The sequence below is a fragment of the Enterobacter sp. Res13-Sevr-PEC09-46 genome, assembly GCF_015672585.1.
In the GTDB taxonomy this organism is placed as follows: domain Bacteria; phylum Pseudomonadota; class Gammaproteobacteria; order Enterobacterales; family Enterobacteriaceae; genus Enterobacter; species Enterobacter hormaechei_C.
Genome location: NZ_JADABR010000019.1, coordinates 1 through 26,142 on the forward strand (window position 1 = coordinate 1; position 26,142 = coordinate 26,142).

Genomic DNA, 26,142 nt, shown 5'->3' on the forward strand with positions numbered 1-26,142 from the left:
GCGACGCGCTTCAGCGCTCTGTCGCGAGGTGGCGTATATTACGCTTTCCTCCTTCAGAGTCAACCCGTTATTTCAGGATTTTTTCTCTTCAACCGACCGGGTTATCTGTGAAGTGATTCACATCCGCCGTGTCGATGGAGGCGCATTATAGGGATCCCAGTTTTTAGCACAAGTATTTTTTAGATCTTTTTTTCCAACTGATGATTTTCCGTTCTTTTCGCTGAAAACCCACCCGATCCGCTTAAAAATTGACGCATTTTGCCTTGCCTCGATCCAGGAATACGATCAAAGCTTCTTTAATAGCGCTCATCTGTATCGAGGTAGATATGTTTGCAGTATTACGTCCTTATAAAGATCTGTTCCCCCAAAAAGGCGATCGCGTGATGATCGATGCCAGCAGCGTGGTCATTGGTGATGTTCGCATGGCCGATGATGTCAGCATCTGGCCACTCGTCGCGATCCGGGGCGATGTTAACTACGTTGCAATCGGTGCACGCACCAATATTCAGGACGGCAGCGTGCTGCATGTGACTCATAAGTCATCTTATAACCCTGAGGGCAATCCGCTCATCATTGGGGAAGATGTCACCGTCGGTCATAAAGTGATGCTCCACGGTTGCACAATCGGTAACAGGGTTCTCGTTGGGATGGGATCGATTTTGCTGGATGGCGTCATAGTAGAAGATGACGTAATGATTGGCGCAGGAAGCCTTGTTCCGCAAAACAAACGTCTGGAAAGTGGCTATCTCTATTTAGGCAGTCCGGTTAAACAGATCCGCCCCCTAAAAGAGGCGGAGATCGAAGGATTGAAATACTCAGCGAACAATTACGTTAGATGGAAGAATGACTATCTGGATCAGGATAACCAGACCCAACCCTGATCGTCTTCCTGCTGATCGCGGATCAAATCGCTGGCTTCCTCTTCCAGATCCCAGCGATTTTCGCAAAAGACCGCTAACGGATCTGAACCACCAAAGCGCTGATGCAACGTCTCCCCTTTAATCGCACAGGTGAGCTGCATTCCATGCACCAGCACCGGGAAACAAACCGCTTGCTTATTTTCATCCCAGATTTCTCTGTCGGGAAAATGAATCGCCTGATTCATGCCATCAGTTCCTGTTTCAGCTTTTCGATCACTGGTTCTACAGCAGGTAACACGCCATGCCAGAGTAGCACCGCATGAGCCGCCTGCCCCACCAGCATGCCCAGACCATCAGCCACGTGTTTTGCCCCCTGTTGTGCACACCAGGTCAGAAATGGCGTTTTCCCTTTTTGATAAAACATGTCATAGGCGTAGATGTGGGAATGAACCAGGGATGCAGGAATCGCCGGGATCTCTCCATTAATACCGCTTGAGGTGGCATTAATTACAAGATCAAATTCGTGACCCGCGAGATCGTCAAGTGCTACCGCAGTTACGCTGCCTGTGTGTGCGAACAACGCCGCCAGCTCTTCTGCTCTGGAGAAGGTACGGTTGGTGATTGTCACCGCACAATCCAGCGAAAGAAGAGGAAGCAATACGCCGCGCGACGCGCCACCCGCGCCGATCAGCAGGATCCGAAAGCCTGGTTTAATAAACGACAGTCGTTCCAGATCGCTGAGTAAACCTATGCCATCGGTGTTATCGCCCAGAAGGCGACCATCTTCGAGCCGCTTAAGGGTATTGACGGCACCAGCGAGCGAGGCACGCTCGGTCAGCTCATCCGCGCGCCCGAAAGCCTCTTCTTTAAAAGGCACCGTGACGTTCGCACCTTTACCACCCGCATCAAAAAAGCTATTCAGCGTCGGTATAAATGCATCAACAGGCGCAAGAACCCGACCATACGGGTGATCTATCTGCAATTGCTCTGCAAACAGCTGATGGATCAGAGGCGACTTGCTGTGCGCGATCGGGTTACCAAAAACAGCATAGGTTTCCATAACATTATCCCTGGCGAAAACGTTCGCCGGTCAAGGCATCGCGAATTTCTGACGGGTTAAGACGCCCCCCGGTTTCACCCACGGCTACAGGGAAATCATTCCCGAACTGCGCCAGAACTTCTTCTGTTGTCCGACAAGGGGGAAGCCCGGTCAGGTTGGCGCTGGTTGAAACCAGGGGTTTACCAAATGCCTGGCATAACTCCACCACCAAGGGATGGTCGGTAACGCGTACCGCGAGTGAATCGAAACGCCCGGTTAGCCAGCGCGGCGTTGTCGGTTGTGCAGGGAAAACAAACGTCACGGGACCAGGCCACGCAGAGAAAATGGTTTCCCGCTGTGCAGGCGTCAGCATGGAATCATCAATATAAGGCTTAAGCTGCTCGTAGTTCGCAGCGATCAAAATCAATCCTTTTTCGACAGGCCGCTGTTTTAGCGCCAGCAGACGGTTAACGGCGACTTCGCTGTCAGGATCGCACCCGACCCCGAAAACGGCTTCTGTTGGATAGGCGATGACTTCTTCTTTTTTCAGGATTTCCACCGCCTGCGCGATGGAGCCTGATGGCAGGTTATTATTCACTGATTTGATCCGCCGAAACCGGCTTTCCACATTGTTTACTGGCGCAAAAGCGTTTCAAGCCTTGCGCGGTTTTCTTTTCTATAAGTAACGGATAATCGCAATGAGGGCAGACGCCCGCTACTGGTTTGAAATTGATAACGAACTGGCATTCAGGATAGCGATCGCACGAATGGAAGGTCTTGCCATAACGAGAGCGGCGCTGCACCAATTGACCACGCTGGCACTGAGGGCAGGCAATTGCCGTTTCATCTGGTTTATCAATTTGTTCCGTATGTTCACATTCCGGATAGCGGCTGCATCCGATAAACATCCCGAACCGCCCCTGCCGCAGCGCCAGTTCGCCGCCACAGAGTGGACAAAGCTGTCCCTCCAGAATTTTGACGATATGTCCGTCCGCCTGGCTTTTCAGGGGACGGACATAATCACATTCCGGATAGCGTGAACAACCGAGAAACGGACCGTGTTTCCCGGACCGAATAACAAGTTCAGCCCCACACTGTGGGCAGGGCTCGTTTTTATGCACCGTGAAGAGTGCTGATTTGGCCATAACAACTCTTGTTGCTGCACATAGAATTAATGCAGCATACCTTCATTCACTTCAAAGAGTAATTCTTCCATTTGCTGATAGGCATTTTCACAGCCTGGGATGTTGAACAGAACCATCAGGATCACCCATTTGAGATCTTCCAGTTCAAACTCAGCAGTATCCAGCGCCATGACGCGCTCTATCACCATCTCTCTCGTTTCGAGGTTTAGCACCTGAATCTGCTCGAGGAATAAAATGAATCCCCGGCAGCTGGCATCCAGCCTTTCACACTCTTCAGCTGTATAGATGCGCACAGACAATGGGTCAGAAGCAAGCTGCATCGGTTCGGCGAGGCCGTCCTGATAATCAGCCAACTTATCCAGCCACATCAACGCATTATAAATATCTTCCCGCTCAAAACCTGCGTCGGTCAGATCCCGTGTTAATTTGTCCTGATCCACCTGCATTTCTGCTTCGTTGTGGATGTAAGTCTCAAACAAATACATCAGTACGTCGAACATGGCATGCCCTCCTTAATCGGACATAGCCGCCGGGTACAGCTGCGATCCACCCTGCTAACTCCAGTTCGAGTAGCTGTGCTACCGTTACTGGCACAGGTTGGCCGGCACGTTCAGCGACAACGTCAACAGGTGTTACCTCATCTCCTACGTTAGCCAGGAGCTTGGGAAATGGCAATGCTACTGCCTCCTGATCCGATGAAATATGTCGCTTTTGGAGATCATCCTGCAACCAATGCAATCCATACTGCAAATTTTCCAGGATATCCTCTTTACAGGTCACCAGCGTCGCCCCCTGTTTTATCAGCCAGTGAGGGCCTTCGCAGCCAGGGTTCCCCAACGGGCCGGGTAGCGCAAAAACTTCACGCCCCTGCTCCAGTGCGCACCTGGCGGTAACAAGCGATCCACTCCGAATCGCAGCTTCGACCACCAGCACGCCCAGGCTCAACCCGCTGATGATCCGGTTACGCCGGGGAAAGTTACCCGGTCTGGGCGATGTCGAAAGTGAAAACTCAGACACTATCGCCCCCTCTGAAGCGATAAGTTGCTCAGCCAGAATGTGATGACGACGCGGATAGAGACTAAAAAGACCATTGCCAAGCACGGCGACACTTCGCCCTTTTGCTGACAACGCCGCATGATGTGCCACACCGTCGATGCCGCAAGCCAGGCCACTGGTGATCGTAAAGCCACATTGGGACAGCTGTTCACTGAGCATTTTCCCCCAACGCTCGCCATACCACGAGGGCGCACGGCTGCCCACAACCGCAAGCTGCATGCTGTTAAGCACGTCGACGCGGCCTCGCACAAAGAGCGCCCCGGGAAAATCAGGTATAGAACGCAACAATGGCGGGAAGCGAGGATCATCCGCCGTGAGAAGGTGGTTGTCGGCGTGTTCCAGCCATTCCAGACTACGTTCAAGCTCACTCTCGCTGAACGAAAAAAACTTTACGGCATGTTTGGGCGAAAGCCCTGACGCGTTGACAGCTTCAGCATCGACGGTTGCCTGGCGAAGCAGCCTCTGCGCAATCTCCAGCATCGCGTCACCGTATAACGACCCGATGTTTATAAGCCGTAACCATATCTCTGTGGACGTCATCCTTTTCCCTGCCATAAGCAGCCTCAGCAATCTTTGCGATTGGTCACTGATGCTGTCAATCGACCGGGGATTTGTCTAGAATAGAAGTAATATTCTTATCAACTCCTGAACACGACTCTGGAATTTTATGGCAGTTTTGCAAGTGTTACATATTCCTGACGAGCGCCTTCGCATCGTCGCGGAACCGGTTAAAGAAGTGAATGCAGAAATTCAGCGTATCGTCGATGATATGTTCGATACCATGTACGCTGAAGAAGGCATTGGCCTTGCCGCGACCCAGGTAGACATTCACAAACGTATTATTGTGATCGACGTTTCTGAAAATCGTGATGAGCGCCTGGTGCTGATCAACCCTGAGATGCTGGAAAAAAGCGGCGAAACAGGTATTGAGGAAGGCTGTCTGTCTATCCCTGAACAGCGCGCTTTGGTGCCACGTGCCGAAAAAGTTAAAATCCGCGCACTGGATCGTGACGGCAATCCGTTTGAGCTGGAAGCCGACGATCTGCTGGCGATTTGCATTCAGCATGAGATGGATCACCTGGTCGGTAAGCTGTTTATCGATTACCTCTCACCGCTGAAGCAACAGCGTATTCGTCAGAAAGTTGAGAAACTGGATCGTTTACGTTCTCGCGCTTAACGCCCCCCGGATACAAGGAATAACGTGTCTACATCACTACGTATAATCTTCGCGGGTACCCCTGATTTTGCGGCGCGTCATCTCGACGCGCTGCTATCGTCTGGTCATCAGATTGTTGGCGTATTTACTCAGCCTGATCGTCCGGCTGGCCGCGGTAAAAAATTGATGCCTGGCCCGGTTAAAGTGCTGGCAGAAACGCATGGTTTGCCGGTTTTCCAGCCTGCATCATTACGACCTCAGGAAAACCAGCAGTTAGTGGCAGACCTGAACGCTGACGTGATGGTAGTTGTGGCTTACGGCCTCATTCTGCCGAAAGCGGTACTCGATATGCCCCGCCTGGGCTGTGTTAACGTTCATGGTTCCTTGCTCCCACGCTGGCGTGGTGCAGCCCCTATTCAGCGCGCTCTGTGGGCAGGCGATGCTGAAACTGGCGTGACAATCATGAAGATGGACGTAGGTTTAGACACGGGCGACATGCTGTATAAACTGGCGTGTCCCATTACCGCAGAAGATACCAGCGCCACGCTGTATGACAAGCTGGCGGATCTCGGTCCGCAGGGGCTGATTGAGACGTTGCAACAGCTTGCTGACAATACAGCGACACCTGAAGTGCAGGATGAGGCACAGGTGACCTATGCTGAAAAACTGAGTAAAGAAGAAGCCCGGATCGACTGGTCCCTGTCAGCAGCTCAACTCGAACGCTGTATCCGCGCCTTTAATCCATGGCCGATGAGCTGGTTGATGATTGATGAGCAGCCAGTGAAAGTCTGGAAAGCTTCAGTTATTAACGGCAATACTTCGGCAGAGCCCGGTACGATTATCGACGCCAGCAAAAACGGTATCCAGGTTGCGACCGGAGAAGGGATCCTGAATCTTGAATCGCTGCAACCGGCCGGTAAAAAGGCAATGAGCGCGCAGGATCTATTAAATTCCCGTCGTGAATGGTTCATCCCTGGCAATCGCCTTGCCTGAACAAATTTATTCTTAAGGCCCGGTGTTTCCGGGCATTTTTATTTTTACGGTTATGAAAAGACAAAATCTACGCACTATGGCGGCTCAGGCCGTTGAGCAGGTTATCGAGCAGGGCCAGTCACTGAGTAATGTCCTGCCTCCGCTGCAACAAAAGGTTTCCGATAAAGACAAAGCACTGCTTCAGGAGCTGTGCTTTGGCGTGCTGCGCACCCTCTCTCAGCTTGAATGGTTAATTAATAAGCTGATGTCACGCCCGATGAGCGGCAAGCAGCGTACCGTGCATTATTTGATCATGGTCGGTTTCTACCAGCTTCTTCATACCCGCATTCCACCTCATGCTGCGCTGGCTGAGACAGTGGAGGGTGCCGTTGCGATTAAACGTCCTCAACTGAAAGGTTTGATTAACGGCGTGCTGCGTCAGTTCCAGCGTCAGCAGGACGAACTGCTGGCAGAATTTGCGCAAAGCGAAGCGCGCTTCCTGCATCCTGAATGGCTGCTGAATCGCCTTAAAAAAGCCTACCCTCAGCAATGGCAAGACATTGTGGATGCCAATAACCAACGTCCGCCGATGTGGTTACGCGTCAATCGTAACCATCATACCCGCGACGCATGGCTGGCCCTGCTGGAAGAGGCCGGAATGAGCGGCTTCACACACGCTGCTTATCCTGATGCGGTACGTTTAGCCTCCCCTGCACCGGTACATGCATTACCCGGTTTTGAAGAGGGCTGGGTAACGGTACAGGACGCATCCGCTCAGGGCTGCATGACCTGGCTTGAACCGAAAGACGGGGAGCAGATCCTTGATCTCTGTGCAGCGCCAGGGGGGAAAACAACGCACATTCTGGAAGTGGCGCCGCAGGCCAGCGTGATGGCCGTGGATGTTGATGAGCAGCGTCTTTCACGCGTCTATGACAACCTCAAGCGTCTGGGAATGAAAGCACAGGTTAAGCAAGGCGATGGACGTAAACCCGCAGACTGGTGTGGTGATACCCGGTTCGATCGCATTTTGCTGGACGCCCCCTGCTCAGCAACCGGCGTGATTCGTCGTCATCCCGATATCAAATGGCTGCGTCGCGATCGTGATATCAAGGAGCTTGCCCAGTTGCAATCCGAAATTCTGGATGCCATCTGGCCGCATCTCAAACCCGGCGGAACCCTGGTGTATGCAACCTGCTCTGTTCTCCCGGAAGAGAACGGTCAGCAAATTGCGGCCTTCCTGAAACGCACCCCGGACGCTACGCTGCATGATACGGGAACACCTGAGCACCCGGGTCTGCAAAACCTGCCGGGCGCAGAAGAAGGTGATGGCTTCTTTTACGCTAAGCTAATCAAAGAGTGATGTTGAGAACAGGTCACGAAAGATGAAAATTATCATTCTGGGCGCAGGGCAAGTTGGCGGAACGCTGGCGGAAAATCTCGTGGGCGAAAACAACGATATCACCATTGTGGATACCAATGGCGATCGCCTGCGCGTTTTGCAGGACAAGTTTGATCTTCGTGTTGTACAGGGGCACGGCTCTCACCCACGCGTGCTTCGGGAGGCGGGCGCGGACGATGCCGACATGCTGGTTGCAGTAACCAGTTCTGATGAAACCAACATGGTTGCATGTCAGGTGGCCTACTCGCTTTTCAACACACCGAACCGCATCGCCCGCATTCGCTCCCCGGACTATGTCCGGGATGCGGAAAAGCTGTTTAATTCCGAAGCAGTACCTATCGACCATCTTATTGCCCCTGAACAGCTGGTTATCGACAGTATTTATCGTCTGATTGAGTACCCGGGCGCGTTGCAGGTTGTGAACTTTGCGGAAGGGAAAGTAAGCCTTGCGGTCGTGAAGGCGTACTACGGCGGCCCGCTGATTGGTAATGCACTGTCGACAATGCGCGAGCATATGCCACATATCGATACGCGTGTTGCGGCGATTTTCCGTCACGACAGACCTATTCGTCCGCAAGGGTCCACCATTGTCGAAGCCGGGGATGAAGTCTTCTTTATTGCGGCTTCTCAGCATATCCGTGCGGTGATGAGTGAACTTCAGCGTCTCGAAAAACCGTATAAACGTATTATGCTGGTTGGCGGCGGTAATATTGGCGCAGGTCTGGCGAGACGGCTGGAAAAAGACTACAGCGTGAAGCTGATCGAACGAGATCAACAGCGCGCGTCGGAGCTGGCTGAAAAGCTTCAGAATACTATCGTGTTTTATGGCGATGCTTCGGATCAGGAATTGCTGGCCGAAGAGCATATCGATCAGGTTGATCTTTTTATTGCCGTCACCAACGACGACGAAGCGAATATTATGTCCGCCATGCTCGCTAAACGTATGGGGGCGAAAAAAGTAATGGTGCTTATCCAGCGTAAGGCTTATGTCGACCTGGTACAGGGTAGCGTAATTGATATTGCTATTTCACCTCAGCAAGCCACCATTTCTGCCCTGCTAAGCCATGTACGTAAAGCGGATATTGTCGGCGTGTCGTCTCTTCGTCGTGGTGTTGCTGAAGCCATTGAAGCCGTCGCTCATGGGGATGAAACGACGTCGCGCGTTGTTGGTCGCGCGATCGACGAAATTAAACTTCCACCAGGCACCATTATCGGCGCCGTAGTGCGAGGTAACGATGTCATGATCGCCAATGATAATTTACGTATTGAGCAGGGTGACCACGTTATTATGTTCCTGACCGATAAAAAATTTATTACCGACGTCGAGCGTTTATTCCAGCCAAGCCCGTTCTTCCTGTAATGATTTGGGTGCTCAGACGAGAGCACCCAAATATTAACCTTCTAATTTTCATGCCTTTTATTTTTCATAACGATTATTTATCCCCAATGGCAATTAGCTAATCATTTGTTAAACTTATAGGCGTCAGCTGGCACAAGGAGAACATAATGAGTTTTATTAAAGAGTTTCGCGAATTTGCGATGCGCGGGAATGTGGTGGATTTGGCTGTGGGTGTCATTATTGGTGCGGCGTTCGGTAAGATCGTTTCATCATTAGTCGCCGACATTATTATGCCGCCGTTAGGACTGTTGATTGGAGGCATTGATTTCAAACAGTTCGCCTTCACCCTTCGGGAGGCTCAGGGCGATATCCCTGCGGTTGTAATGCACTATGGCGTATTCATTCAGAACGTATTTGATTTCGTGATCGTGGCATTTGCCATTTTCATGGCGATCAAACTTATCAACAGACTTAACCGTAAAAAAGAAGAACCGGCTGCTGCCCCGCCAGCACCAACTAAAGAAGAAGTCTTACTGACTGAAATTCGCGATCTGTTAAAAGAGCAGAACAACCGCGTTTAATCAGGCGACAGAAACAGAAAGGCCAGTGGTAAAAAAGCGATTAGCTTGCTTGCCACTGGCCTCCCAGTTACCCCGTTGTGCATGTTTACCTTTACGTAGATAACTCCCTTTTCCTTTCTTGTTCTTCTCAACACGCTGTCTGAAAAGCGGGTCGTGAAGCAATGCCTCAATGGCGTTATCCTTAATTTGTCCCTTCGTATGCTGATAGCGGCTCATCATTTCTCCTGAGCATAGTTAATGTCGGCGGGAGTCTAGTCCCTGGCTGATAAAAAATCAACAACCCTGAGTTTCACTACTGGCGCCCTGTTCAAGAGCTTCCAGTATTGAGCAATAAACACTGCTATGAGCGGTACCGCAGCACGCGTCATTTAACCTTTGCAGAGATCGCTGCATGGCTTGCAGCTCCTGAATGCGTCCTTCAACTTCATCCAGCCGGGCCTGAACGATGCTTTTAGATTCCTGACACGTATGATGTTCAGGATCGATACGGATCGACAGCAGTTCACGGATCGACTCCAGCGTGAAGCCGAGTTGCCGTGCATAGCGGATAAAACGAAGGCGTTGCAGGTCGTTATCCGTATAAAGGCGAAATCCACCTTCCGTTCTGACCTCATGATCGATCATCTGCTGCTTTTCGTAGTAGCGGATAGTATCCGGCGTTACGTTAGCAAGCTTCGCAAGTTCACCTATGCGGTACATGGCTACTCCTCGTTTATTTTTTGCATTAACCTTTCACTGTACTCACCATGCAAAAAGTCAGTATTCATTCCCGTCTGGCGCAGTTTTAGCTCGATGAGCGCCAACCGACGACTGATTTCGGAGTACCGCGGGTCATTCTTATGAATGCCTTTAAGCAGATCGGCAAGCTCGACGGCTTCATTGCGTTGCTGAAGTTCAGGCGGTAAACAACCTGCGTTTTTCAGTAAGCGATAACCGGCCCGTAATTCAGGGGGAATATGTGAATCATCGTCCAGAATCAGCGGCTCACCGCTACCGGGAAGATTTTCGAACTCGCCTTTGTTTTGGGCATCGCAAATATGGCGTTCAGCCCACTGATCGAGCAACCACATAATGAACTCCAGGGGGTGAGCAGAAAAGATACAGACATTGTAGATAAGTGGAGATTCTGCGGATATAAAAAAACCCGCCGAGGCGGGTTTTTTTACGTTACTACAGATTACTCTGCAGCAGCTTCTGCTTTCTCTGAACGATCAACCAGCTCGATGTAAGCCATCGGCGCGTTGTCGCCTGCACGGAAGCCACACTTCAGAATGCGAGTGTAACCACCGGCACGGCTCGCGAAACGCGGGCCCAGTTCGTTAAACAGTTTTGCCACGATCTCGTTATCACGAGTACGGGCGAATGCCAGACGACGATTAGCAACGCTGTCAGTCTTGGCAAGAGTAATCAGCGGCTCAACTACGCGACGCAGCTCTTTCGCTTTAGGCAGGGTCGTCTTGATGATTTCATGACGAACCAGTGAACCTGCCATGTTGCGGAACATAGCCTGGCGATGGCTGCTGTTGCGGTTCAGTTGACGACCACTCTTACGATGGCGCATGACCTTATCCTTCTCAGTAAAACCTTAACCTGTGATCCGGTTACTCGTCAGCAATGCTTGCCGGTGGCCAGTTTTCCAGGCGCATGCCCAGAGACAGACCACGTGAAGCCAGCACGTCTTTAATCTCGGTAAGAGATTTTTTACCCAGGTTCGGCGTTTTCAGCAACTCAACCTCGGTACGCTGTACCAGATCACCGATATAGTGGATAGCTTCTGCCTTGAGGCAGTTAGCAGAGCGGACAGTCAATTCCAGATCGTCAACAGGGCGCAGCAGGATCGGATCGAATTCTGGTTTCTCTTCTTTCACTTCCGGCTGACGTACATCACGTAAGTCAACGAAAGCTTCCAGTTGTTCTGCCAGGATGGTTGCCGCACGACGAATCGCCTCTTCAGGATCGATTGTGCCATTGGTTTCCATTTCGATGACCAGCTTGTCCAGGTCGGTACGCTGTTCTACACGCGCTGCTTCAACATTGTAGGCAATACGCTCTACAGGGCTGTAACATGCGTCGACCAGCAGACGGCCGATTGGGCGCTCATCTTCTTCCGAATGAATTCGGGCAGAAGCCGGCACATAACCACGACCGCGCTGAACTTTGATACGCATGCTAATAGCTGCGTTCTCATCGGTCAGGTGGCAGATCACGTGCTGCGGCTTGACGATTTCAACATCACCGTCGTGGGTGATGTCGGCTGCAGTCACAGGGCCAATGCCAGATTTATTCAGAGTAAGAATAACTTCATCTTTACCCTGAACTCTCACCGCCAGCCCTTTCAGGTTGAGCAGGATTTCAAGGATATCTTCCTGAACGCCTTCTTTGGTGCTGTACTCATGAAGTACACCATCAATCTCAACCTCGGTCACCGCGCAACCCGGCATCGATGAGAGCAGAATACGGCGCAGTGCGTTACCCAGAGTATGGCCAAAGCCACGCTCTAAAGGCTCAAGGGTCACCTTGGCGTGCGTCGAACTCACTTGCTCGATATCTACCAGGCGCGGTTTTAGAAACTCTGTCACAGAACCCTGCATTGTGTCCTCTCTTTGGTACTAAGCTTTACTTGGAGTAAAGCTCGACGATCAGGTGTTCGTTAATGTCCGCAGACAGATCAGAACGTTCTGGCTGACGCTTGAACGTACCTTCCATCTTGCCAGCATCAACTTCCAGCCAGGTTGGCTTTTCACGCTGCTCAGCCAGCTCCAGAGCGGCTTTCACGCGAGATTGCTTTTTCGCTTTCTCACGAATGCTAACAACGTCATTCGCTTTAACCTGATAAGAAGCGATGTTAACAACACGACCGTTTACCATGATTGCTTTATGGCTAACCAGCTGGCGTGATTCAGCACGAGTCGCGCCGAAGCCCATACGGTATACAACGTTGTCCAGACGACCTTCCAGCAGAGCCAGCAGGTTTTCACCTGTGTTGCCTTTCAGACGTGCTGCTTCTTTATAGTAGTTACGGAACTGACGCTCCAGCACACCGTAGATACGGCGAACTTTTTGCTTTTCACGCAACTGCACACCATAGTCAGACAGACGCGGTTTACGCGCACCGTGCTGGCCAGGAGCTTGTTCAATTTTACACTTGGTATCGATCGCGCGAACGCCAGACTTAAGGAATAAGTCGGTGCCCTCACGACGGCTCAGCTTGAGCTTAGGACCCAAATATCTTGCCATTTTCTATCTCCAACTAACCTAAAAAACGAGCGTTATACGCGACGTTTTTTCGGCGGACGACAACCGTTATGAGGGATCGGAGTCACATCAGTAATATTCGTGATGCGGAAACCAGCGGCGTTCAGAGCGCGAACAGTAGATTCACGACCCGGACCCGGACCTTTAACCATAACTTCCAGATTCTTGATGCCGTATTCTTTTACGGCTTCAGCGCAACGCTCTGCTGCAACCTGAGCTGCGAACGGAGTGGATTTGCGAGAACCACGGAAACCGGAACCACCGGCTGTTGCCCAACCCAATGCGTTACCCTGACGATCAGTAATAGTAACGATGGTGTTGTTGAAAGAAGCATGGATATGAGCCACGCCGTCAGAGACTTGTTTTCTTACACGTTTACGTGCACGAACTGGTGCCTTTGCCATTATTCAATCACCCCGATTATTTCTTGATCGGTTTGCGCGGACCCTTACGGGTACGTGCGTTGGTCTTAGTACGCTGACCGCGCACTGGCAGACCACGACGATGACGCAAACCGCGATAGCAACCAAGATCCATCAGGCGCTTGATGCTCATGCTGATTTCACGGCGCAGATCACCTTCAACGACAAATTTGGCAACTTCGTCACGCAGCGTGTCGATTTGTTCTTCAGACAGCTCACTGATCTTAACATCTTCAGCGATACCCGCTGCAGCCAGAATGGCTTTAGAACGGGTCTTGCCGACGCCATAGATCGAAGTTAATGCGATCACAGCATGTTTCTGATCAGGAATGTTAATGCCTGCTATACGGGCCACTATGCACTCCTACTATTTAATATGTACGCACCATGCTGAAAAGCCCGTTTTCAGGATACTCAAATGGAAACGTACAGACATACAAAAGATTGGCTGGCTAATCTAGCCAGCTCAACCCAACTTTGCAAGAAAAATATGCGAAATAATCAGCCTTGGCGCTGTTTATGCTTCGGCTCGGCACTGCAAATCACACGGATGACACCATCACGCTTAACGATTTTGCAGTTACGGCATAATTTCTTGACGGAAGCACGAACTTTCATTTTTACTCTCCGTAACTTCTCAGGCGACCAGTTAGCGGCCGTAGCCTTTCAGGTTCGCCTTCTTCAATGCAGACTCATACTGACTGGACATCATCAGAGTTTGCACTTGAGCCATAAAGTCCATAATCACGACCACAACGATAAGCAGTGAGGTCCCACCGAAGTAGAACGGTACTTTCATTGCATCACGCATGAACTCCGGGATCAGGCAGATAAAAGTAATATAAAGCGCACCAACCAAAGTCAGGCGAGTCATTACTTTATCGATATACTTCGCCGTTTGCTCTCCCGGACGAATTCCTGGTACAAATGCACCGGACTTCTTCAGGTTATCTGCTGTTTCACGCGGGTTGAAGACCAACGCCGTGTAGAAGAAACAGAAGAAGATGATCGCAGACGCATAGAGTAACACATAAAGTGGTTGCCCAGGCTGCAAATACAGCGAAATTGTTGTCAGCCAGTTCCAACCAGTACCGCCCCCGAACCATGACGCGATGGTTGCCGGGAACAGAATAATACTGGAAGCGAAGATAGCCGGGATAACCCCCGCCATATTCACTTTCAGCGGTAAATGTGTGCTCTGTGCAGCATAGACACGACGACCCTGCTGACGTTTAGCGTAGTTCACCACAATGCGGCGTTGACCACGTTCAACGAAGACAACAAAGAACGTCACTGCAAATACTAATACTGCAACCAACAGCAACAGGAGGAAGTGCAGGTCGCCTTGACGCGCTTGCTCGATAGTATGGGCGATGGCCGGCGGGAGACCCGCAACGATACCGGCGAAGATAATGATTGAGATACCGTTACCGATACCTCGTTCAGTAATCTGTTCGCCGAGCCACATCAGGAACATGGTCCCTGTGACCAGACTTACAACAGCGGTGAAATAGAATGCAAAGCCTGGGTTTAATACCAGGCCCTGCATACCAGGCATATTCGGAAGACCGGTAGCAATACCGATCGACTGGAATATTGCCAGCACCAGAGTGCCGTAACGGGTGTACTGGCTAATCTTACGACGTCCAGACTCCCCTTCTTTCTTCAACTCTGCCAGGGCCGGATGAACGACCGTCAGCAGCTGGATAATAATCGATGCCGAAATGTACGGCATAATACCCAGTGCGAAAATAGAAGCACGGCTGAGAGCACCACCAGAGAACATGTTGAACATTTCAATGATGGTGCCTCGCTGTTGCTCAAGCAGTTTGGCAAGTACAGCGGCATCAATACCAGGGATCGGAATAAAAGAGCCAATACGGAATACAATCAGCGCGCCGATTACAAACAGCAGTCTGCGTTTCAGCTCGCCAAATCCACCTTTGGCACTTTGAAAATCTAATCCCGGTTGCTTAGCCATCTGCTACTTATTCCTCAATTTTACCGCCAGCAGCTTCGATAGCAGCACGAGCACCTTTAGTAACACGCAGGCCACGAACAGTTACCGGAGTAGAAACTTCACCAGCCAGGATCACTTTCGCGAACTCGATCTGGATACCGATAATGTTAGCCGCTTTCAGCGTGTTCAGGTCTACAACGCCGCCTTCAACTTTCGCCAGGTCAGACAGACGGATTTCCGCTGTGATCGCTGCTTTGCGAGAGGTGAAGCCGAACTTCGGCAGACGACGGTACAGTGGCATCTGGCCACCCTCGAAACCGCGACGTACGCCACCGCCAGAACGAGAGTTCTGACCTTTGTGACCACGACCACCGGTTTTGCCGAGGCCAGAACCGATACCACGACCCAGGCGTTTACCCGCCTTTTTAGAGCCTTCGGCCGGAGACAGAGTATTTAAACGCATCTCTTACTCCTCAACTTTAACCATGAAGTAAACCGCGTTGACCATACCACGAACAGCAGGAGTATCCTCGCGCTCAACGGTATGACCAATACGACGCAGACCCAGGCCAAGCAGCGTTGCCTTGTGTTTCGGCAGACGACCGATTGCACTGCGGGTTTGAGTGATTTTAATAGTCTTTGCCATGGTCAATTACCCCAGAATTTCTTCAACGGATTTACCACGCTTGGCAGCGACCATTTCTGGAGAATTCATATTTTCCAGGCCATCAATAGTTGCACGAACCACGTTGATCGGGTTGGTGGAACCATATGCTTTAGCCAGAACGTTATGAACTCCAGCAACTTCCAGAACGGCGCGCATTGCACCACCGGCGATGATACCGGTACCTTCGGAAGCTGGCTGCATGAATACACGAGAACCCGTGTGAACACCTTTAACTGGGTGTTGCAGGGTACCGTTGTTCAGCGCGACGTTAATCATATTGCGACGGGCTTTTTCCATCGCTTTCTGGATCGCTGCTGGAACTTCACGCGCTTTACCGTAACCAAAACCAACGCGACCGTTACCATCACCCACTACAGTCAGAGCTGTGAAGGAGAAAATACGACCACCTTTAACGGTTTTAGATACGCGGTTTACCGCGATCAGCTTTTCCTGCAGTTCGCCAGCCTGTTTTTCGATGTGAGCCATCTTACACCTCTACCTTAGAACTGAAGGCCAGCTTCACGGGCAGCATCTGCCAGTGCCTGGACACGACCATGATATTGGAACCCGGAACGGTCAAAGGAAACATTGCTGATGCCTTTTTCCAGAGCGCGTTCAGCGACAGCTTTACCTACAGCTGCTGCGGCGTCTTTGTTACCGGTATACTTCAATTGTTCTGAGATAGCTTTTTCTACAGTAGAAGCAGCTACCAGAACTTCAGAACCGTTCGGTGCAATTACCTGTGCGTAAATATGACGCGGGGTACGATGTACCACCAGGCGAGTTGCACCCAGCTCTTTGAGCTTGCGGCGTGCGCGGGTCGCACGACGGATACGAGCAGATTTCTTATCCATAGTGTTACCTTACTTCTTCTTAGCCTCTTTGGTACGCACGACTTCGTCGGCGTAACGAACACCCTTGCCTTTATAAGGCTCAGGACGACGGTAGGCGCGCAGATCTGCTGCAACCTGACCGATCAGCTGTTTATCAGCGCCTTTCAGCACGATTTCAGTCTGAGTCGGGCATTCTGCAGTGATACCGGCCGGCAGCGGATGCTCAACAGGGTGTGAGAAGCCCAGAGACAGGCCTACTGCATTCCCTTTGATAGCTGCACGATAACCTACACCAACCAGCTGAAGCTTTTTAGTGAAGCCTTCGGTAACACCAACAACCATTGAGTTCAGCAGGGCACGCGCGGTACCAGCCTGAGCCCATCCATCCACGAAACCATCACGTGGACCGAAGGTCAGAGCGTTATCTGCATGTTTAACTTCAACAGCATTGTTGAGGGTACGAGTCAGCTCGCCGTTTTTACCTTTGATCGTAATAACCTGACCGTCGATTTTTACATCAACGCCGGCAGGAATAACGACCGGTGCTTTAGCAACACGAGACATTCTTTCCTCCGATTAGGCTACGTAGCAGATAATTTCGCCACCAAGACCAGCCTGGCGCGCTGCACGATCAGTCATAACACCTTTAGAGGTAGAAACAACTGCGATACCAAGACCAGCCATTACTTTTGGCAGCTCATCTTTTTTCTTATAGATGCGCAGGCCTGGGCGGCTGACACGCTGAATGCTTTCTACAACAGCTTTACCCTGGAAATACTTGAGAGTAAGTTCCAGTTCCGGCTTGGTGTCGCCTTCAACTTTAAAATCTTCGATAAAACCTTCTTCCTTCAGCACGTTGGCAATTGCCACTTTCAGCTTGGCGGAAGGCATGGTGACCGCAACTTTGTTCGCGGCCTGACCGTTACGGATACGGGTCAGCATATCCGCGATCGGATCTTGCATGCTCATCTGTCTTTACTCCCGTGATTCAATTGGTAATTACCAGCTAGCCTTTTTCAAGCCTGGCACTTCACCGCGCATGGCGGCTTCACGCAGTTTGATACGGCTCAACCCAAACTTGCCCACATAACCATGTGGACGACCTGTTTGACGACAGCGGTTACGCTGACGAGACGGGCTGGAATCACGCGGCAGAGACTGCAGCTTGAGAACCGCATTCCAACGATCTTCGTCGGAAGCGTTCACATCAGAAATGATCGCTTTCAGTTCAGCGCGTTTAGCGAAGAATTTATCAGCTAAAGCTACGCGCTTTACTTCGCGTGCTTTCATTGATTGCTTAGCCATTCAGTAACCCTACCTTACTTGCGGAACGGGAAGTCAAAGGCAGCCAGCAGAGCACGGCCTTCTTCATCAGATTTCGCAGTAGTGGTAATGGTAATATCCAAACCACGCACGCGGTCGACTTTATCGTAGTCGATTTCTGGGAAGATGATCTGCTCACGGACACCCATGCTGTAGTTACCACGACCGTCGAAAGACTTAGCGGACAAGCCACGGAAGTCACGGATACGTGGAACAGCAATAGTGATCAGGCGCTCAAGGAACTCCCACATGCGTTCGCCACGCAGAGTTACTTTACAGCCGATCGGATAGCCCTGACGGATTTTGAAGCCTGCAACAGATTTGCGTGCTTTGGTGATCAGCGGTTTTTGACCGGAGATTGCTGTCAGGTCAGCTGCTGCGTTATCCAGCAGTTTCTTGTCAGCGATCGCTTCACCAACACCCATGTTCAGGGTGATCTTCTCGACCCGAGGGACTTGCATGACAGAATTGTAGTTAAACTCAGTCATGAGTTTGTTAACTACTTCGTCTTTGTAGTAATCATGCAGTTTCGCCATCGTACTACTCCAAATTACTTGATAGTTTCGCTGTTAGATTTGAAGAAACGGACTTTTTTACCGTCTTCGAATCTAAAGCCTACACGGTCAGCCTTACCGGTAGCCGCATTGAAGATTGCAACGTTAGAAACCTGAATAGCAGCTTCTTTTTCAACGATGCCGCCTGGTTGGTTCAGGGCCGGAACCGGCTTCTGATGTTTCTTAACCAGGTTGATACCTTCAACGACAAGTTTGCCGGAAGACAGAACATTTTTTACTTTACCGCGTTTACCTTTATCTTTACCGGTTAACACGATAACTTCGTCATCACGACGGATTTTCGCTGCCATGATTCGCTCCTTAGAGTACTTCTGGTGCCAGAGAGATAATTTTCATGAACTTCTCAGTACGAAGTTCACGAGTTACCGGCCCAAAGATACGCGTGCCGATAGGCTGCTCGCTGTTATTGTTTAAAATAACGCATGCATTACCATCGAAGCGAATGACAGAACCGTCAGGGCGACGAACACCCTTCTTGGTGCGCACCACTACCGCCTTCAGCACATCACCTTTTTTGACCTTACCACGTGGAATTGCTTCCTTGATGGTGATCTTGATGATGTCGCCTACGCCTGCGTAGCGACGGTGCGAGCCACCCAGAACCTTGATACACATTACGCGACGTGCACCGGAGTTGTCGGCGACGTTCAGCATAGTCTGTTCTTGGATCATTTTAGTGCTCCGCTAATGTCAACTACTACCTGAGACTCTAAAATCAGAGCCGTTAAAAAGCCCCATATCGAGGGCGCGGCATTATAACACCGCTTCTGCAATATGGGTAGAAAAAATAAACGGCTCATCGCTGAGCCGTTTATTCGTATTGAGAATGCGTACTCTATTACAGAACCGCTTTCTCTACAACGCGAACCAGCGTCCAGGACTTAGTCTTGGACAGTGGACGGCATTCACGGATTTCAACCTTGTCGCCGATACCACATTCGTTGTTCTCGTCATGTACGTGCAGTTTGGTCGTACGCTTGATGAATTTACCGTAGATCGGGTGTTTCACAAAACGTTCGATAGCTACAACAATGGATTTCTCCATTTTATCGCTAACAACACGACCTTGCAGAGTACGGATTTTATCGGTCATTACGCACCCGCCTTCTGAGTCAGTAAAGTCTTAACGCGCGCAACATTGCGACGCACTTGCTTCAGCAGGTGAGTCTGTTGCAGCTGGCCACTTGCAGCCTGCATACGCAGGTTGAACTGCTCACGCAGCAGGTTCAGCAGCTCAGCGTTCAGCTCTTCAACGCTTTTTTCACGCAGCTCTTTTGCTTTCATTACATCACCGTCTTAGTTACAAAGGTGGTTTTGATAGGCAGTTTCGCTGCTGCCAGGCCGAAGGCTTCACGGGCCAGCTCTTCCGGAACACCGTCCATTTCATAAAGGACTTTGCCCGGTTGGATCAAGGCAACCCAGTACTCCACGTTACCTTTACCTTTACCCATACGAACTTCCAGTGGCTTCTCGGTGATCGGTTTGTCCGGGAATACACGGATCCAGATCTTACCTTGACGCTTAACTGCACGGGTCATTGCACGACGTGCTGCTTCGATCTGACGTGCAGTCAGACGACCACGGCCAACAGCTTTCAGACCGAAAGTGCCGAAGCTAACATCCGTACCCTGCGCCAGACCACGGTTGCGGCCTTTGTGCACTTTACGGAATTTTGTACGCTTTGGTTGTAACATCAGCGACGCTCCTTATTTACGGCCTTTACGCTGCTGCTTTTTAGGTTGAGCAGCCGGTTTTTCCGGTTGTTCAACAGCAGCCATACCACCCAGGATCTCACCTTTGAAGATCCATACCTTAACGCCGATTACACCGTAAGTGGTGTGCGCTTCAGAGGTGTTGTAGTCGATGTCAGCACGCAGAGTGTGCAGCGGTACGCGACCTTCGCGGTACCATTCGGTACGTGCGATTTCCGCGCCGCCCAGACGGCCGCTAACTTCAACTTTGATACCTTTAGCGCCCAGACGCATTGCGTTCTGTACAGCACGCTTCATAGCACGACGGAACATAACGCGACGTTCCAGCTGAGAAGTGATGCTGTCAGCAACCAATTTAGCGTCCAGTTCAGGCTTACGAACTTCAGCGATATTGATCTGTGCAGGAACGCCAGCGATATCCGCTACGACCTTGCGCAGTTTTTCTACGTCTTCGCCTTTCTTACCGATAACGATGCCAGGGCGAGCAGTGTGAATAGTCACACGGATGCTCTTAGCTGGACGCTCGATAACGATACGAGATACAGACGCTTTAGCCAGTTCCTTAGTCAGGTACTGACGTACTTTAAAATCGCTGTCCAGGTTGTCAGCGAATTCTTTGGTGTTCGCAAACCAGGTAGAGTTCCATGGTTTTACAATACCCAGGCGAATACCATTAGGATGTACTTTCTGACCCATTGCTAGTCTCCAGAGTCTCAGCGATCGGACACAACCACAGTAATGTGGCTGGTGCGCTTCAGGATGCGATCTGCACGACCTTTCGCACGCGGCATAATGCGCTTCATGCTTGGGCCTTCATCTACGAAAATTTTCGCGACTTTCAGATCGTCGATGTCAGCGCCATCGTTGTGTTCAGCGTTAGCAATGGCAGATTCCAGTACTTTCTTGACCAATACCGCAGCTTTCTTGTTGGTATAGGTCAGGATGTCCAGGGCCTGCGACACTTTCTTACCGCGAATCAGGTCAGCAACAAGGCGAACCTTCTGTGCAGAAGAACGAGCATGGCGATGTTGAGCTAAAGTTTCCATCTCTTCCTCCTACCTTATTTCTTCTTCGCTTTTTTATCAGCAGCGTGGCCGCGATAAGTACGAGTCGGTGCGAATTCACCCAGTTTGTGACCAACCATTTCGTCGGTAACAAAGACTGGAACGTGCTGACGACCATTATGGACAGCGATGGTCAAACCGATCATGTTAGGAAAGATCGTTGAACGACGGGACCAAGTGCGCAGGGGCTTCTTGTCTCCGCTTTCCACCGCTTTCTCTACCTTCTTCAGCAAGTGCAGGTCAATAAAAGGACCTTTCTTGAGAGAACGTGGCATGGCTTATCCTCTAAAATTATTTGCTACGGCGACGTACGATAAATTTATCAGTACGCTTGTTGCTGCGGGTCTTCTTACCTTTGGTCTGAACGCCCCACGGAGTTACCGGGTGCTTACCAAAGTTACGACCTTCACCACCACCATGTGGGTGGTCGACTGGGTTCATCGCAGTACCGCGAACGGTAGGACGAACACCACGCCAGCGTGCAGCACCAGCTTTACCCAGAACGCGCAGCATATGCTCAGCATTGCCAACTTCGCCCAGAGTAGCGCGGCAGTCTGCTTCGACTTTACGCATTTCACCAGAACGCAGACGCAGGGTGACATAAGCACCGTCACGCGCAACGATCTGAACGTAAGTACCCGCGGAACGCGCCAGCTGACCGCCTTTACCTGGTTTCATTTCTACGTTATGAACGGTAGAACCAACCGGGATATTGCGCATCGGCAGGGTGTTGCCTGCTTTGATTGCAGCATCAACGCCAGACTGAATCTGGTCGCCAGCTTTCAGGCCTTTAGGGGCCAGGATGTAACGGCGTTCGCCATCTTTGTACAGAACCAGCGCGATGTTCGCGGAACGGTTCGGATCGTACTCAAGACGCTCAACAACTGCTGGGATACCGTCTTTGTTGCGTTTGAAGTCAACAATACGATAAGCCTGCTTGTGGCCACCACCGATGTGACGAGTGGTGATACGGCCATTGTTGTTACGACCACCGGATTTGCTGTTTTTTTCCAGCAACGGAGCAAAAGGTTTGCCCTTGTGCAGCTCAGGGTTAACCACTTTAACTACGTGGCGACGACCCGGAGATGTCGGTTTACATTTAACAACTGCCATTGTATTACTCCTCCGACTTACTCAGCGCCGCCAACGAAGTCCAGGTTCTGGCCTTCTTTCAGGGTGACGTAAGCTTTTTTCCAGTCGCTACGACGACCGATACGCTGTCCGTGACGTTTAACTTTCCCTTTAACTACCAGGGTGTTAACGACTTCGACTTCGACTTCAAACAGTTTCTGCACAGCAGCTTTGATCTCTGCTTTGGTCGCGTCTTTAGCAACTTTGAGAACGATGGTGTTTGTTTTTTCCATCGCAGTAGACGCTTTTTCAGAAACGTGCGGTGCGCGCAGCACCTTCAGCAGACGTTCTTCACGAATCATGCCAGCATCTCCTCAACTTGCTTAACAGCATCAGCAGTCATTACGACTTTGTCGAAGGCGATCAGGCTAACCGGGTCGATACCAGTCGCGTCGCGTACGTCAACCTTGTGCAGGTTACGCGCGGCCAGGAACAGGTTCTCGTCCAGCTCACCGGTGATGATCAGCACATCTTCCAGAGCCATGTCTTTCAGTTTCTGTGCCAGCAGCTTAGTTTTAGGCGCTTCAACAGAGAACTTCTCGACAACGATCAGACGATCCTGACGTACCAGTTCGGACAGAATGCTTTTCAGCGCGCCGCGGTACATCTTTTTGTTAACTTTTTGACTGTGGTCCTGTGGACGCGCAGCGAAGGTCACGCCACCTGAACGCCAGATCGGGCTCTTGATAGAACCTGAACGCGCACGGCCGGTACCTTTCTGGCGCCATGGCTTTTTGCCTGAACCAGTTACTTCAGCACGAGTCTTCTGAGCACGAGTACCCTGACGAGCACCAGCTGCATAAGCAACAACAACCTGGTGAACCAGCGCTTCGTTGAAATCACGACCGAAGGTAGTTTCGGAAACAGTCAGCGCGCTCTGCGCGTCTTTCAATACTAATTCCATTGCTATCCCCTTACGCCTTCACAGCTGGTTTAACGATCAGGTCGCTACCGGTTGCACCCGGGACCGCACCTTTAACCAGCAGCAGGTTGCGCTCAGCGTCAACACGTACTACGTCCAGGCTCTGAACGGTTACACGTTCGTTGCCCAGCTGACCTGCCATTTTCTTGCCTTTGAACACTTTGCCCGGAGTCTGGTTCTGACCGATAGAACCCGGAACGCGGTGAGACAAGGAGTTACCGTGAGTAGCGTCCTGGGTACGGAAGTTCCAGCGCTTAACGGTACCAGCAAAACCTTTACCTTTAGAGGTACCGGTTACGTCAACTTTTTTAACGTCAGCAAACAGCTCAACGCTAATGTCCTGACCTACGGTGAACTCTTCGCCTTCAGCAAGACGGAATTCCCACAGACCACGGCCAGCTTCAACGCCAGCTTTAGCGAAGTGACCCGCTTCTGGTTTGGTTACACGGTTAGCTTTTTTAGCACCAGTGGTAACCTGAATAGCGCGGTAGCCATCGTTAGCCAGATCTTTAACCTGAGTAACGCGGTTTGCTTCAACTTCGATTACGGTTACTGGGATAGAAACGCCATCTTCAGTGAAGATGCGGGTCATACCCACTTTTTTACCGACTAAACCAATCATTGTTTCAACCTCTCAATCGCTCGATGACCTGATTAACCCAGGCTGATCTGCACGTCTACACCGGCAGCCAGATCCAGACGCATCAGAGCATCAACGGTTTTCTCAGTTGGCTCAACGATGTCAACCAGACGCTTGTGAGTGCGGATTTCGTACTGATCACGCGCATCTTTGTTAACGTGCGGAGAGATCAGAACGGTAAAGCGCTCTTTGCGGGTCGGCAGCGGGATCGGACCACGGACTTGCGCACCAGTGCGCTTAGCAGTCTCGACGATTTCCGCGGTTGATTGATCGATCAGACGATGATCAAACGCTTTAAGGCGGATACGGATTCTTTGGTTCTGCATGAGACCAGAGCTCCAATTATTTTATAAACGAAAATGATTACTCCTCAAACCCATTACGATTGATGGGAGAGTGTAACCGTTCTTACGTAGCTCCCCAATTGGGAGCATTGTTGAGTAACAAAGTGAGCTACTCTGGTTCAGATTGAACCCGCCGTCAATTACGACAAGCCCGCGCATTATACGTAAATCAGAGAAAGACGCAAGTGCCGTTTAGAAATTAAGCGCCAAAGACGTACTATACGTAAGGCCGCGCAATTTTTTATGCAAAGTATCCCTTCTCAACTCTTTGTCTGAAGCCGCTACGCAATTGCTGTTTTTACACATTGCCGGGCATGCAGATTATTACGAGTATGCGCTCAAACCATTTTGAGGCTCTCGCTATGCTACTGTCCCTCCCCTTTCTGCTGATCTATTTTGCGTTATCGGCCTTGCTTGTTCGCACCGATATTCGCTCGGGGCTTCTTCCCGATAAATTTCTTTGCCCGCTGCTATGGACGGGCCTGCTCTACCAGCTTTGTCTCCATCCTGATTTTTTGCCGAGCGCGGTAGTGGGTGCGATGACAGGATATGCCGGATTCGCCATTATCTATTGGGGATACCGGCTCATCTGCCGACGTGAAGGGATGGGATATGGCGACATAAAATATCTGGCGGCGCTGGGGGCATGGCATGGCTGGTGTGTACTGCCAGTACTGGCACTCGTAGCCGCGTTAATGGCTCTGCTCTATCTGGTTGCTTTCTCGTTGTTTACTCCTGATAAGCAGGCATTAAAAAACCCACTGCCTTTTGGGCCATTTCTGGCGGCAGCGGGTTTATGCGTTGGCTGGGAAAGCCTGATTAATTTTCCACTTTGATCTGAGACTGAAGGTAGTTCTGTAGGCCAATTTTGCTAATGAGATCCAGTTCGGTCTCAAGCCAGTCGATGTGCCCTTCTTCATCGGCCAGGATCTGGATCATCATATCGCGGCTGACGTAGTCATGTACGCTGTCCGCATAGGCAATGGCTTCACGCAGGTCTTTTGCACCCTCCAGCTCCAGCCGGAGATCAGAACGCAGCATCTCTTCGACATCTTCTCCGATGCCCAGTTTTCCGAGATCCTGTAGGTTAGGAATGCCTTCGAGGAATAAAATACGCTCAATGTATTTATCGGCGTGTTTCATTTCATCAATCGACTCATGGTATTCAACATCGTTGAGGCGAGTCAGTCCCCAGTTTTTGAACATTCTTGCATGGAGAAAATACTGATTGATTGCGACAAGCTCATTTCCCAATAATTTATTGAGATAACTTATGATTTTAACATCACCTTTCATTATATAGTCCCTCCGCTTCCACTCATTGAAGCGTAGATCGGGCTACGGGGATGTCAAAAAAAAGATAGGGGCTTACGCGATCTCTTTGAATTCCGGGATCTGCATCAGTTCGTCCTGCATGATCTCACGCGCTGCGCGAACGCATTTACCGCATTGATTTCCCACCGGAACAAACTTGCGAAGCTGCTGGAAAGATTGTGGCTGAAACTGGCGAACGGCCTGACGAATTTTTTTGTCGCTTACACCATTACATAAACAAACGTACATAAAGACTCCCGTTCAAAATATGCGCAAAGTGTAAGTGAGAATGGTTATGATTACAATAGCACAGGCGCCGGAATACGTGGCGGGAGAAGACAAAAAATGCGAATTTTTATGACAGCGACTTTACGGCAGAAAACAAAAAAGGACGCCGAAGCGTCCTTTTTATTTCAGGGATAATTAATTAGCC

The 26,142-nt window shown here is 50.7% G+C and carries 46 protein-coding genes; 7 read left to right on the plus strand and 39 right to left on the minus strand.

Translation table 11 applies throughout. The features are described 5' to 3' along the window. Positions 1-326: 326 nt before the first annotated feature. Positions 327-881 (plus strand): gamma carbonic anhydrase family protein, encoded by a 555-nt coding sequence (locus IMQ56_RS13495; RefSeq protein WP_032649689.1) that lies wholly within the window; start codon positions 327-329, stop codon positions 879-881. Here the strand turns inward: IMQ56_RS13495 and IMQ56_RS13500 are convergent. The 6 genes from IMQ56_RS13500 to dprA are packed head-to-tail and all read right to left on the minus strand — an operon-like array spanning position 857 to position 4,640. Continuing rightward, positions 857-1,105: a DUF1488 domain-containing protein gene (locus IMQ56_RS13500; RefSeq protein ID WP_015571398.1), complete on the minus strand. Its 249-nt coding sequence runs from the start codon at positions 1,103-1,105 to the stop codon at positions 857-859. The genes IMQ56_RS13495 and IMQ56_RS13500 overlap by 25 nt on opposite strands. Next, positions 1,102-1,920 (minus strand): shikimate dehydrogenase, encoded by an 819-nt coding sequence (aroE, locus tag IMQ56_RS13505; RefSeq protein ID WP_040118170.1) that lies wholly within the window; start codon positions 1,918-1,920, stop codon positions 1,102-1,104. Before aroE ends, IMQ56_RS13500 begins: the two co-directional genes overlap by 4 nt. Before the next feature lie 4 nt (positions 1,921-1,924). Continuing rightward, positions 1,925-2,497, minus strand: coding sequence for an L-threonylcarbamoyladenylate synthase type 1 TsaC (gene tsaC / locus IMQ56_RS13510; protein ID WP_022649580.1), 573 nt, complete (start codon positions 2,495-2,497; stop codon positions 1,925-1,927). Next, on the minus strand, positions 2,490-3,044 hold the full coding sequence (locus tag IMQ56_RS13515; protein WP_032649692.1) for a topoisomerase DNA-binding C4 zinc finger domain-containing protein: 555 nt from the start codon (positions 3,042-3,044) through the stop codon (positions 2,490-2,492). The genes tsaC and IMQ56_RS13515 overlap by 8 nt, the downstream gene beginning before the upstream one ends. A 26-nt stretch (positions 3,045-3,070) precedes the next feature. Further along, positions 3,071-3,544, minus strand: a complete 474-nt coding sequence (gene smg / locus IMQ56_RS13520) for a DUF494 family protein Smg (protein WP_000460665.1) — start codon at positions 3,542-3,544, stop codon at positions 3,071-3,073. Continuing rightward, entirely contained in the window at positions 3,516-4,640 is a 1,125-nt protein-coding gene (gene dprA / locus IMQ56_RS13525) for a DNA-protecting protein DprA (RefSeq protein ID WP_040118171.1), read from the minus strand. The genes smg and dprA overlap by 29 nt, the downstream gene beginning before the upstream one ends. A 127-nt stretch (positions 4,641-4,767) precedes the next feature. On the opposite strand from dprA, the gene def reads away from it, so the two are divergent. The 5 genes from def (at position 4,768) to mscL (ending at position 9,547) form a co-directional block, all read left to right on the plus strand. After that, positions 4,768-5,277 carry a peptide deformylase gene (gene def, locus IMQ56_RS13530; protein WP_015571402.1) on the plus strand — a complete coding sequence of 170 codons (510 nt, stop codon included), beginning with the start codon at positions 4,768-4,770 and terminating at the stop codon, positions 5,275-5,277. 24 nt (positions 5,278-5,301) lie between these two features. Beyond that, the gene (fmt, locus tag IMQ56_RS13535) at positions 5,302-6,249 is read left to right on the plus strand and encodes a methionyl-tRNA formyltransferase (RefSeq protein WP_017693884.1); all 948 of its coding nucleotides are present in this window, start codon (positions 5,302-5,304) and stop codon (positions 6,247-6,249) included. A gap of 52 nt (positions 6,250-6,301) precedes the next feature. Further along, entirely contained in the window at positions 6,302-7,588 is a 1,287-nt protein-coding gene (gene rsmB / locus IMQ56_RS13540; RefSeq protein WP_040118326.1) for a 16S rRNA (cytosine(967)-C(5))-methyltransferase RsmB, read from the plus strand. 22 nt (positions 7,589-7,610) lie between these two features. Then, positions 7,611-8,987, plus strand: coding sequence for a Trk system potassium transporter TrkA (gene trkA / locus IMQ56_RS13545; RefSeq protein ID WP_003863337.1), 1,377 nt, complete (start codon positions 7,611-7,613; stop codon positions 8,985-8,987). Positions 8,988-9,133: 146 nt separating this feature from the next. Beyond that, the gene (gene mscL, locus IMQ56_RS13550) at positions 9,134-9,547 is read left to right on the plus strand and encodes a large-conductance mechanosensitive channel protein MscL (protein ID WP_003863335.1); all 414 of its coding nucleotides are present in this window, start codon (positions 9,134-9,136) and stop codon (positions 9,545-9,547) included. Here the strand turns inward: mscL and IMQ56_RS13555 are convergent, their stop codons facing one another. The 31 genes from IMQ56_RS13555 to rpsJ all read right to left on the minus strand — a co-directional run bounded on the left by IMQ56_RS13555 (position 9,548) and on the right by rpsJ (position 24,377). Then, on the minus strand, positions 9,548-9,763 hold the full coding sequence (locus tag IMQ56_RS13555) for an alternative ribosome-rescue factor A (protein ID WP_017383729.1): 216 nt from the start codon (positions 9,761-9,763) through the stop codon (positions 9,548-9,550). A gap of 57 nt (positions 9,764-9,820) precedes the next feature. Then, complete coding sequence (zntR, locus tag IMQ56_RS13560; protein ID WP_003863328.1) at positions 9,821-10,246, minus strand: Zn(2+)-responsive transcriptional regulator; 426 nt, start codon at positions 10,244-10,246, stop codon at positions 9,821-9,823. 2 nt (positions 10,247-10,248) lie between these two features. Further along, positions 10,249-10,617, minus strand: a complete 369-nt coding sequence (locus tag IMQ56_RS13565; RefSeq protein ID WP_023295520.1) for a DUF1992 domain-containing protein — start codon at positions 10,615-10,617, stop codon at positions 10,249-10,251. A gap of 107 nt (positions 10,618-10,724) precedes the next feature. After that, entirely contained in the window at positions 10,725-11,108 is a 384-nt protein-coding gene (rplQ, locus tag IMQ56_RS13570; RefSeq protein ID WP_001216368.1) for a 50S ribosomal protein L17, read from the minus strand. A gap of 40 nt (positions 11,109-11,148) precedes the next feature. Beyond that, entirely contained in the window at positions 11,149-12,138 is a 990-nt protein-coding gene (gene rpoA, locus IMQ56_RS13575; RefSeq protein WP_002919219.1) for a DNA-directed RNA polymerase subunit alpha, read from the minus strand. A gap of 25 nt (positions 12,139-12,163) precedes the next feature. After that, entirely contained in the window at positions 12,164-12,784 is a 621-nt protein-coding gene (gene rpsD / locus IMQ56_RS13580; RefSeq protein ID WP_003863314.1) for a 30S ribosomal protein S4, read from the minus strand. 32 nt (positions 12,785-12,816) lie between these two features. Continuing rightward, entirely contained in the window at positions 12,817-13,206 is a 390-nt protein-coding gene (rpsK, locus tag IMQ56_RS13585) for a 30S ribosomal protein S11 (protein WP_003863312.1), read from the minus strand. Between the two features lie 16 nt (positions 13,207-13,222). Further along, positions 13,223-13,579: a 30S ribosomal protein S13 gene (gene rpsM, locus IMQ56_RS13590; protein ID WP_003863308.1), complete on the minus strand. Its 357-nt coding sequence runs from the start codon at positions 13,577-13,579 to the stop codon at positions 13,223-13,225. Positions 13,580-13,725: 146 nt separating this feature from the next. Then, positions 13,726-13,842, minus strand: a complete 117-nt coding sequence (gene rpmJ / locus IMQ56_RS13595) for a 50S ribosomal protein L36 (RefSeq protein WP_000868187.1) — start codon at positions 13,840-13,842, stop codon at positions 13,726-13,728. A 31-nt stretch (positions 13,843-13,873) separates the two neighbouring features. Beyond that, the gene (gene secY, locus IMQ56_RS13600) at positions 13,874-15,205 is read right to left on the minus strand and encodes a preprotein translocase subunit SecY (protein ID WP_003863305.1); all 1,332 of its coding nucleotides are present in this window, start codon (positions 15,203-15,205) and stop codon (positions 13,874-13,876) included. A 7-nt stretch (positions 15,206-15,212) separates the two neighbouring features. Then, positions 15,213-15,647: a 50S ribosomal protein L15 gene (gene rplO / locus IMQ56_RS13605; protein ID WP_003863304.1), complete on the minus strand. Its 435-nt coding sequence runs from the start codon at positions 15,645-15,647 to the stop codon at positions 15,213-15,215. 3 nt (positions 15,648-15,650) lie between these two features. Further along, positions 15,651-15,830 (minus strand): 50S ribosomal protein L30, encoded by a 180-nt coding sequence (gene rpmD, locus IMQ56_RS13610; RefSeq protein WP_003863301.1) that lies wholly within the window; start codon positions 15,828-15,830, stop codon positions 15,651-15,653. Between the two features lie 6 nt (positions 15,831-15,836). After that, positions 15,837-16,337: a 30S ribosomal protein S5 gene (gene rpsE / locus IMQ56_RS13615; RefSeq protein WP_003863299.1), complete on the minus strand. Its 501-nt coding sequence runs from the start codon at positions 16,335-16,337 to the stop codon at positions 15,837-15,839. Positions 16,338-16,351: 14 nt separating this feature from the next. Then, complete coding sequence (rplR, locus tag IMQ56_RS13620) at positions 16,352-16,705, minus strand: 50S ribosomal protein L18 (RefSeq protein WP_003863297.1); 354 nt, start codon at positions 16,703-16,705, stop codon at positions 16,352-16,354. A gap of 9 nt (positions 16,706-16,714) precedes the next feature. Next, positions 16,715-17,248 (minus strand): 50S ribosomal protein L6, encoded by a 534-nt coding sequence (gene rplF, locus IMQ56_RS13625; RefSeq protein WP_006178917.1) that lies wholly within the window; start codon positions 17,246-17,248, stop codon positions 16,715-16,717. 12 nt (positions 17,249-17,260) lie between these two features. Beyond that, the gene (gene rpsH, locus IMQ56_RS13630) at positions 17,261-17,653 is read right to left on the minus strand and encodes a 30S ribosomal protein S8 (RefSeq protein ID WP_006178918.1); all 393 of its coding nucleotides are present in this window, start codon (positions 17,651-17,653) and stop codon (positions 17,261-17,263) included. Positions 17,654-17,683: 30 nt separating this feature from the next. Continuing rightward, positions 17,684-17,989, minus strand: a complete 306-nt coding sequence (gene rpsN, locus IMQ56_RS13635; RefSeq protein WP_003863291.1) for a 30S ribosomal protein S14 — start codon at positions 17,987-17,989, stop codon at positions 17,684-17,686. Between the two features lie 14 nt (positions 17,990-18,003). Then, a complete protein-coding gene (gene rplE / locus IMQ56_RS13640) occupies positions 18,004-18,543 on the minus strand; it encodes a 50S ribosomal protein L5 (RefSeq protein WP_003863290.1) in 540 nt (179 codons plus the stop codon). Between the two features lie 14 nt (positions 18,544-18,557). Beyond that, positions 18,558-18,872 carry a 50S ribosomal protein L24 gene (gene rplX / locus IMQ56_RS13645; RefSeq protein ID WP_003863287.1) on the minus strand — a complete coding sequence of 105 codons (315 nt, stop codon included), beginning with the start codon at positions 18,870-18,872 and terminating at the stop codon, positions 18,558-18,560. A gap of 10 nt (positions 18,873-18,882) precedes the next feature. Further along, on the minus strand, positions 18,883-19,254 hold the full coding sequence (gene rplN / locus IMQ56_RS13650; protein WP_002919748.1) for a 50S ribosomal protein L14: 372 nt from the start codon (positions 19,252-19,254) through the stop codon (positions 18,883-18,885). 166 nt (positions 19,255-19,420) lie between these two features. Next, complete coding sequence (gene rpsQ, locus IMQ56_RS13655) at positions 19,421-19,675, minus strand: 30S ribosomal protein S17 (protein ID WP_002438707.1); 255 nt, start codon at positions 19,673-19,675, stop codon at positions 19,421-19,423. After that, complete coding sequence (gene rpmC, locus IMQ56_RS13660) at positions 19,675-19,866, minus strand: 50S ribosomal protein L29 (protein WP_003863282.1); 192 nt, start codon at positions 19,864-19,866, stop codon at positions 19,675-19,677. The genes rpsQ and rpmC overlap by 1 nt, the downstream gene beginning before the upstream one ends. Beyond that, a complete protein-coding gene (gene rplP, locus IMQ56_RS13665) occupies positions 19,866-20,276 on the minus strand; it encodes a 50S ribosomal protein L16 (RefSeq protein WP_002919759.1) in 411 nt (136 codons plus the stop codon). The genes rpmC and rplP overlap by 1 nt, the downstream gene beginning before the upstream one ends. A gap of 12 nt (positions 20,277-20,288) precedes the next feature. Next, positions 20,289-20,990 carry a 30S ribosomal protein S3 gene (gene rpsC, locus IMQ56_RS13670; protein ID WP_000529945.1) on the minus strand — a complete coding sequence of 234 codons (702 nt, stop codon included), beginning with the start codon at positions 20,988-20,990 and terminating at the stop codon, positions 20,289-20,291. A 17-nt stretch (positions 20,991-21,007) separates the two neighbouring features. Further along, positions 21,008-21,340: a 50S ribosomal protein L22 gene (gene rplV / locus IMQ56_RS13675; RefSeq protein WP_002919773.1), complete on the minus strand. Its 333-nt coding sequence runs from the start codon at positions 21,338-21,340 to the stop codon at positions 21,008-21,010. 14 nt (positions 21,341-21,354) lie between these two features. Then, positions 21,355-21,633: a 30S ribosomal protein S19 gene (gene rpsS, locus IMQ56_RS13680; RefSeq protein ID WP_001138117.1), complete on the minus strand. Its 279-nt coding sequence runs from the start codon at positions 21,631-21,633 to the stop codon at positions 21,355-21,357. 16 nt (positions 21,634-21,649) lie between these two features. Beyond that, positions 21,650-22,471 (minus strand): 50S ribosomal protein L2, encoded by an 822-nt coding sequence (rplB, locus tag IMQ56_RS13685; RefSeq protein WP_000301859.1) that lies wholly within the window; start codon positions 22,469-22,471, stop codon positions 21,650-21,652. A 17-nt stretch (positions 22,472-22,488) separates the two neighbouring features. Then, positions 22,489-22,791 (minus strand): 50S ribosomal protein L23, encoded by a 303-nt coding sequence (gene rplW, locus IMQ56_RS13690; RefSeq protein ID WP_000617546.1) that lies wholly within the window; start codon positions 22,789-22,791, stop codon positions 22,489-22,491. Continuing rightward, on the minus strand, positions 22,788-23,393 hold the full coding sequence (gene rplD, locus IMQ56_RS13695; RefSeq protein ID WP_000424395.1) for a 50S ribosomal protein L4: 606 nt from the start codon (positions 23,391-23,393) through the stop codon (positions 22,788-22,790). Before rplD ends, rplW begins: the two co-directional genes overlap by 4 nt. A 10-nt stretch (positions 23,394-23,403) precedes the next feature. Next, positions 23,404-24,033 carry a 50S ribosomal protein L3 gene (gene rplC / locus IMQ56_RS13700; RefSeq protein WP_003863274.1) on the minus strand — a complete coding sequence of 210 codons (630 nt, stop codon included), beginning with the start codon at positions 24,031-24,033 and terminating at the stop codon, positions 23,404-23,406. Positions 24,034-24,065: 32 nt separating this feature from the next. Further along, positions 24,066-24,377, minus strand: a complete 312-nt coding sequence (gene rpsJ, locus IMQ56_RS13705) for a 30S ribosomal protein S10 (RefSeq protein WP_001181005.1) — start codon at positions 24,375-24,377, stop codon at positions 24,066-24,068. A gap of 380 nt (positions 24,378-24,757) precedes the next feature. Here rpsJ and IMQ56_RS13710 point away from each other — a divergent pair, with 380 nt between their 5' ends. Continuing rightward, entirely contained in the window at positions 24,758-25,231 is a 474-nt protein-coding gene (locus tag IMQ56_RS13710; RefSeq protein ID WP_196064056.1) for an A24 family peptidase, read from the plus strand. On the opposite strand, the gene bfr is transcribed toward IMQ56_RS13710, so the two are convergent. Both bfr and bfd read right to left on the minus strand, forming a co-directional pair. Next, positions 25,215-25,691 carry a bacterioferritin gene (bfr, locus tag IMQ56_RS13715; RefSeq protein ID WP_028014636.1) on the minus strand — a complete coding sequence of 159 codons (477 nt, stop codon included), beginning with the start codon at positions 25,689-25,691 and terminating at the stop codon, positions 25,215-25,217. The two genes, IMQ56_RS13710 and bfr, sit on opposite strands and share 17 nt — an antisense overlap. A gap of 72 nt (positions 25,692-25,763) precedes the next feature. Further along, positions 25,764-25,958: a bacterioferritin-associated ferredoxin gene (gene bfd / locus IMQ56_RS13720; RefSeq protein ID WP_003863268.1), complete on the minus strand. Its 195-nt coding sequence runs from the start codon at positions 25,956-25,958 to the stop codon at positions 25,764-25,766. Between the last annotated feature and the right edge of the window lie 184 nt (positions 25,959-26,142).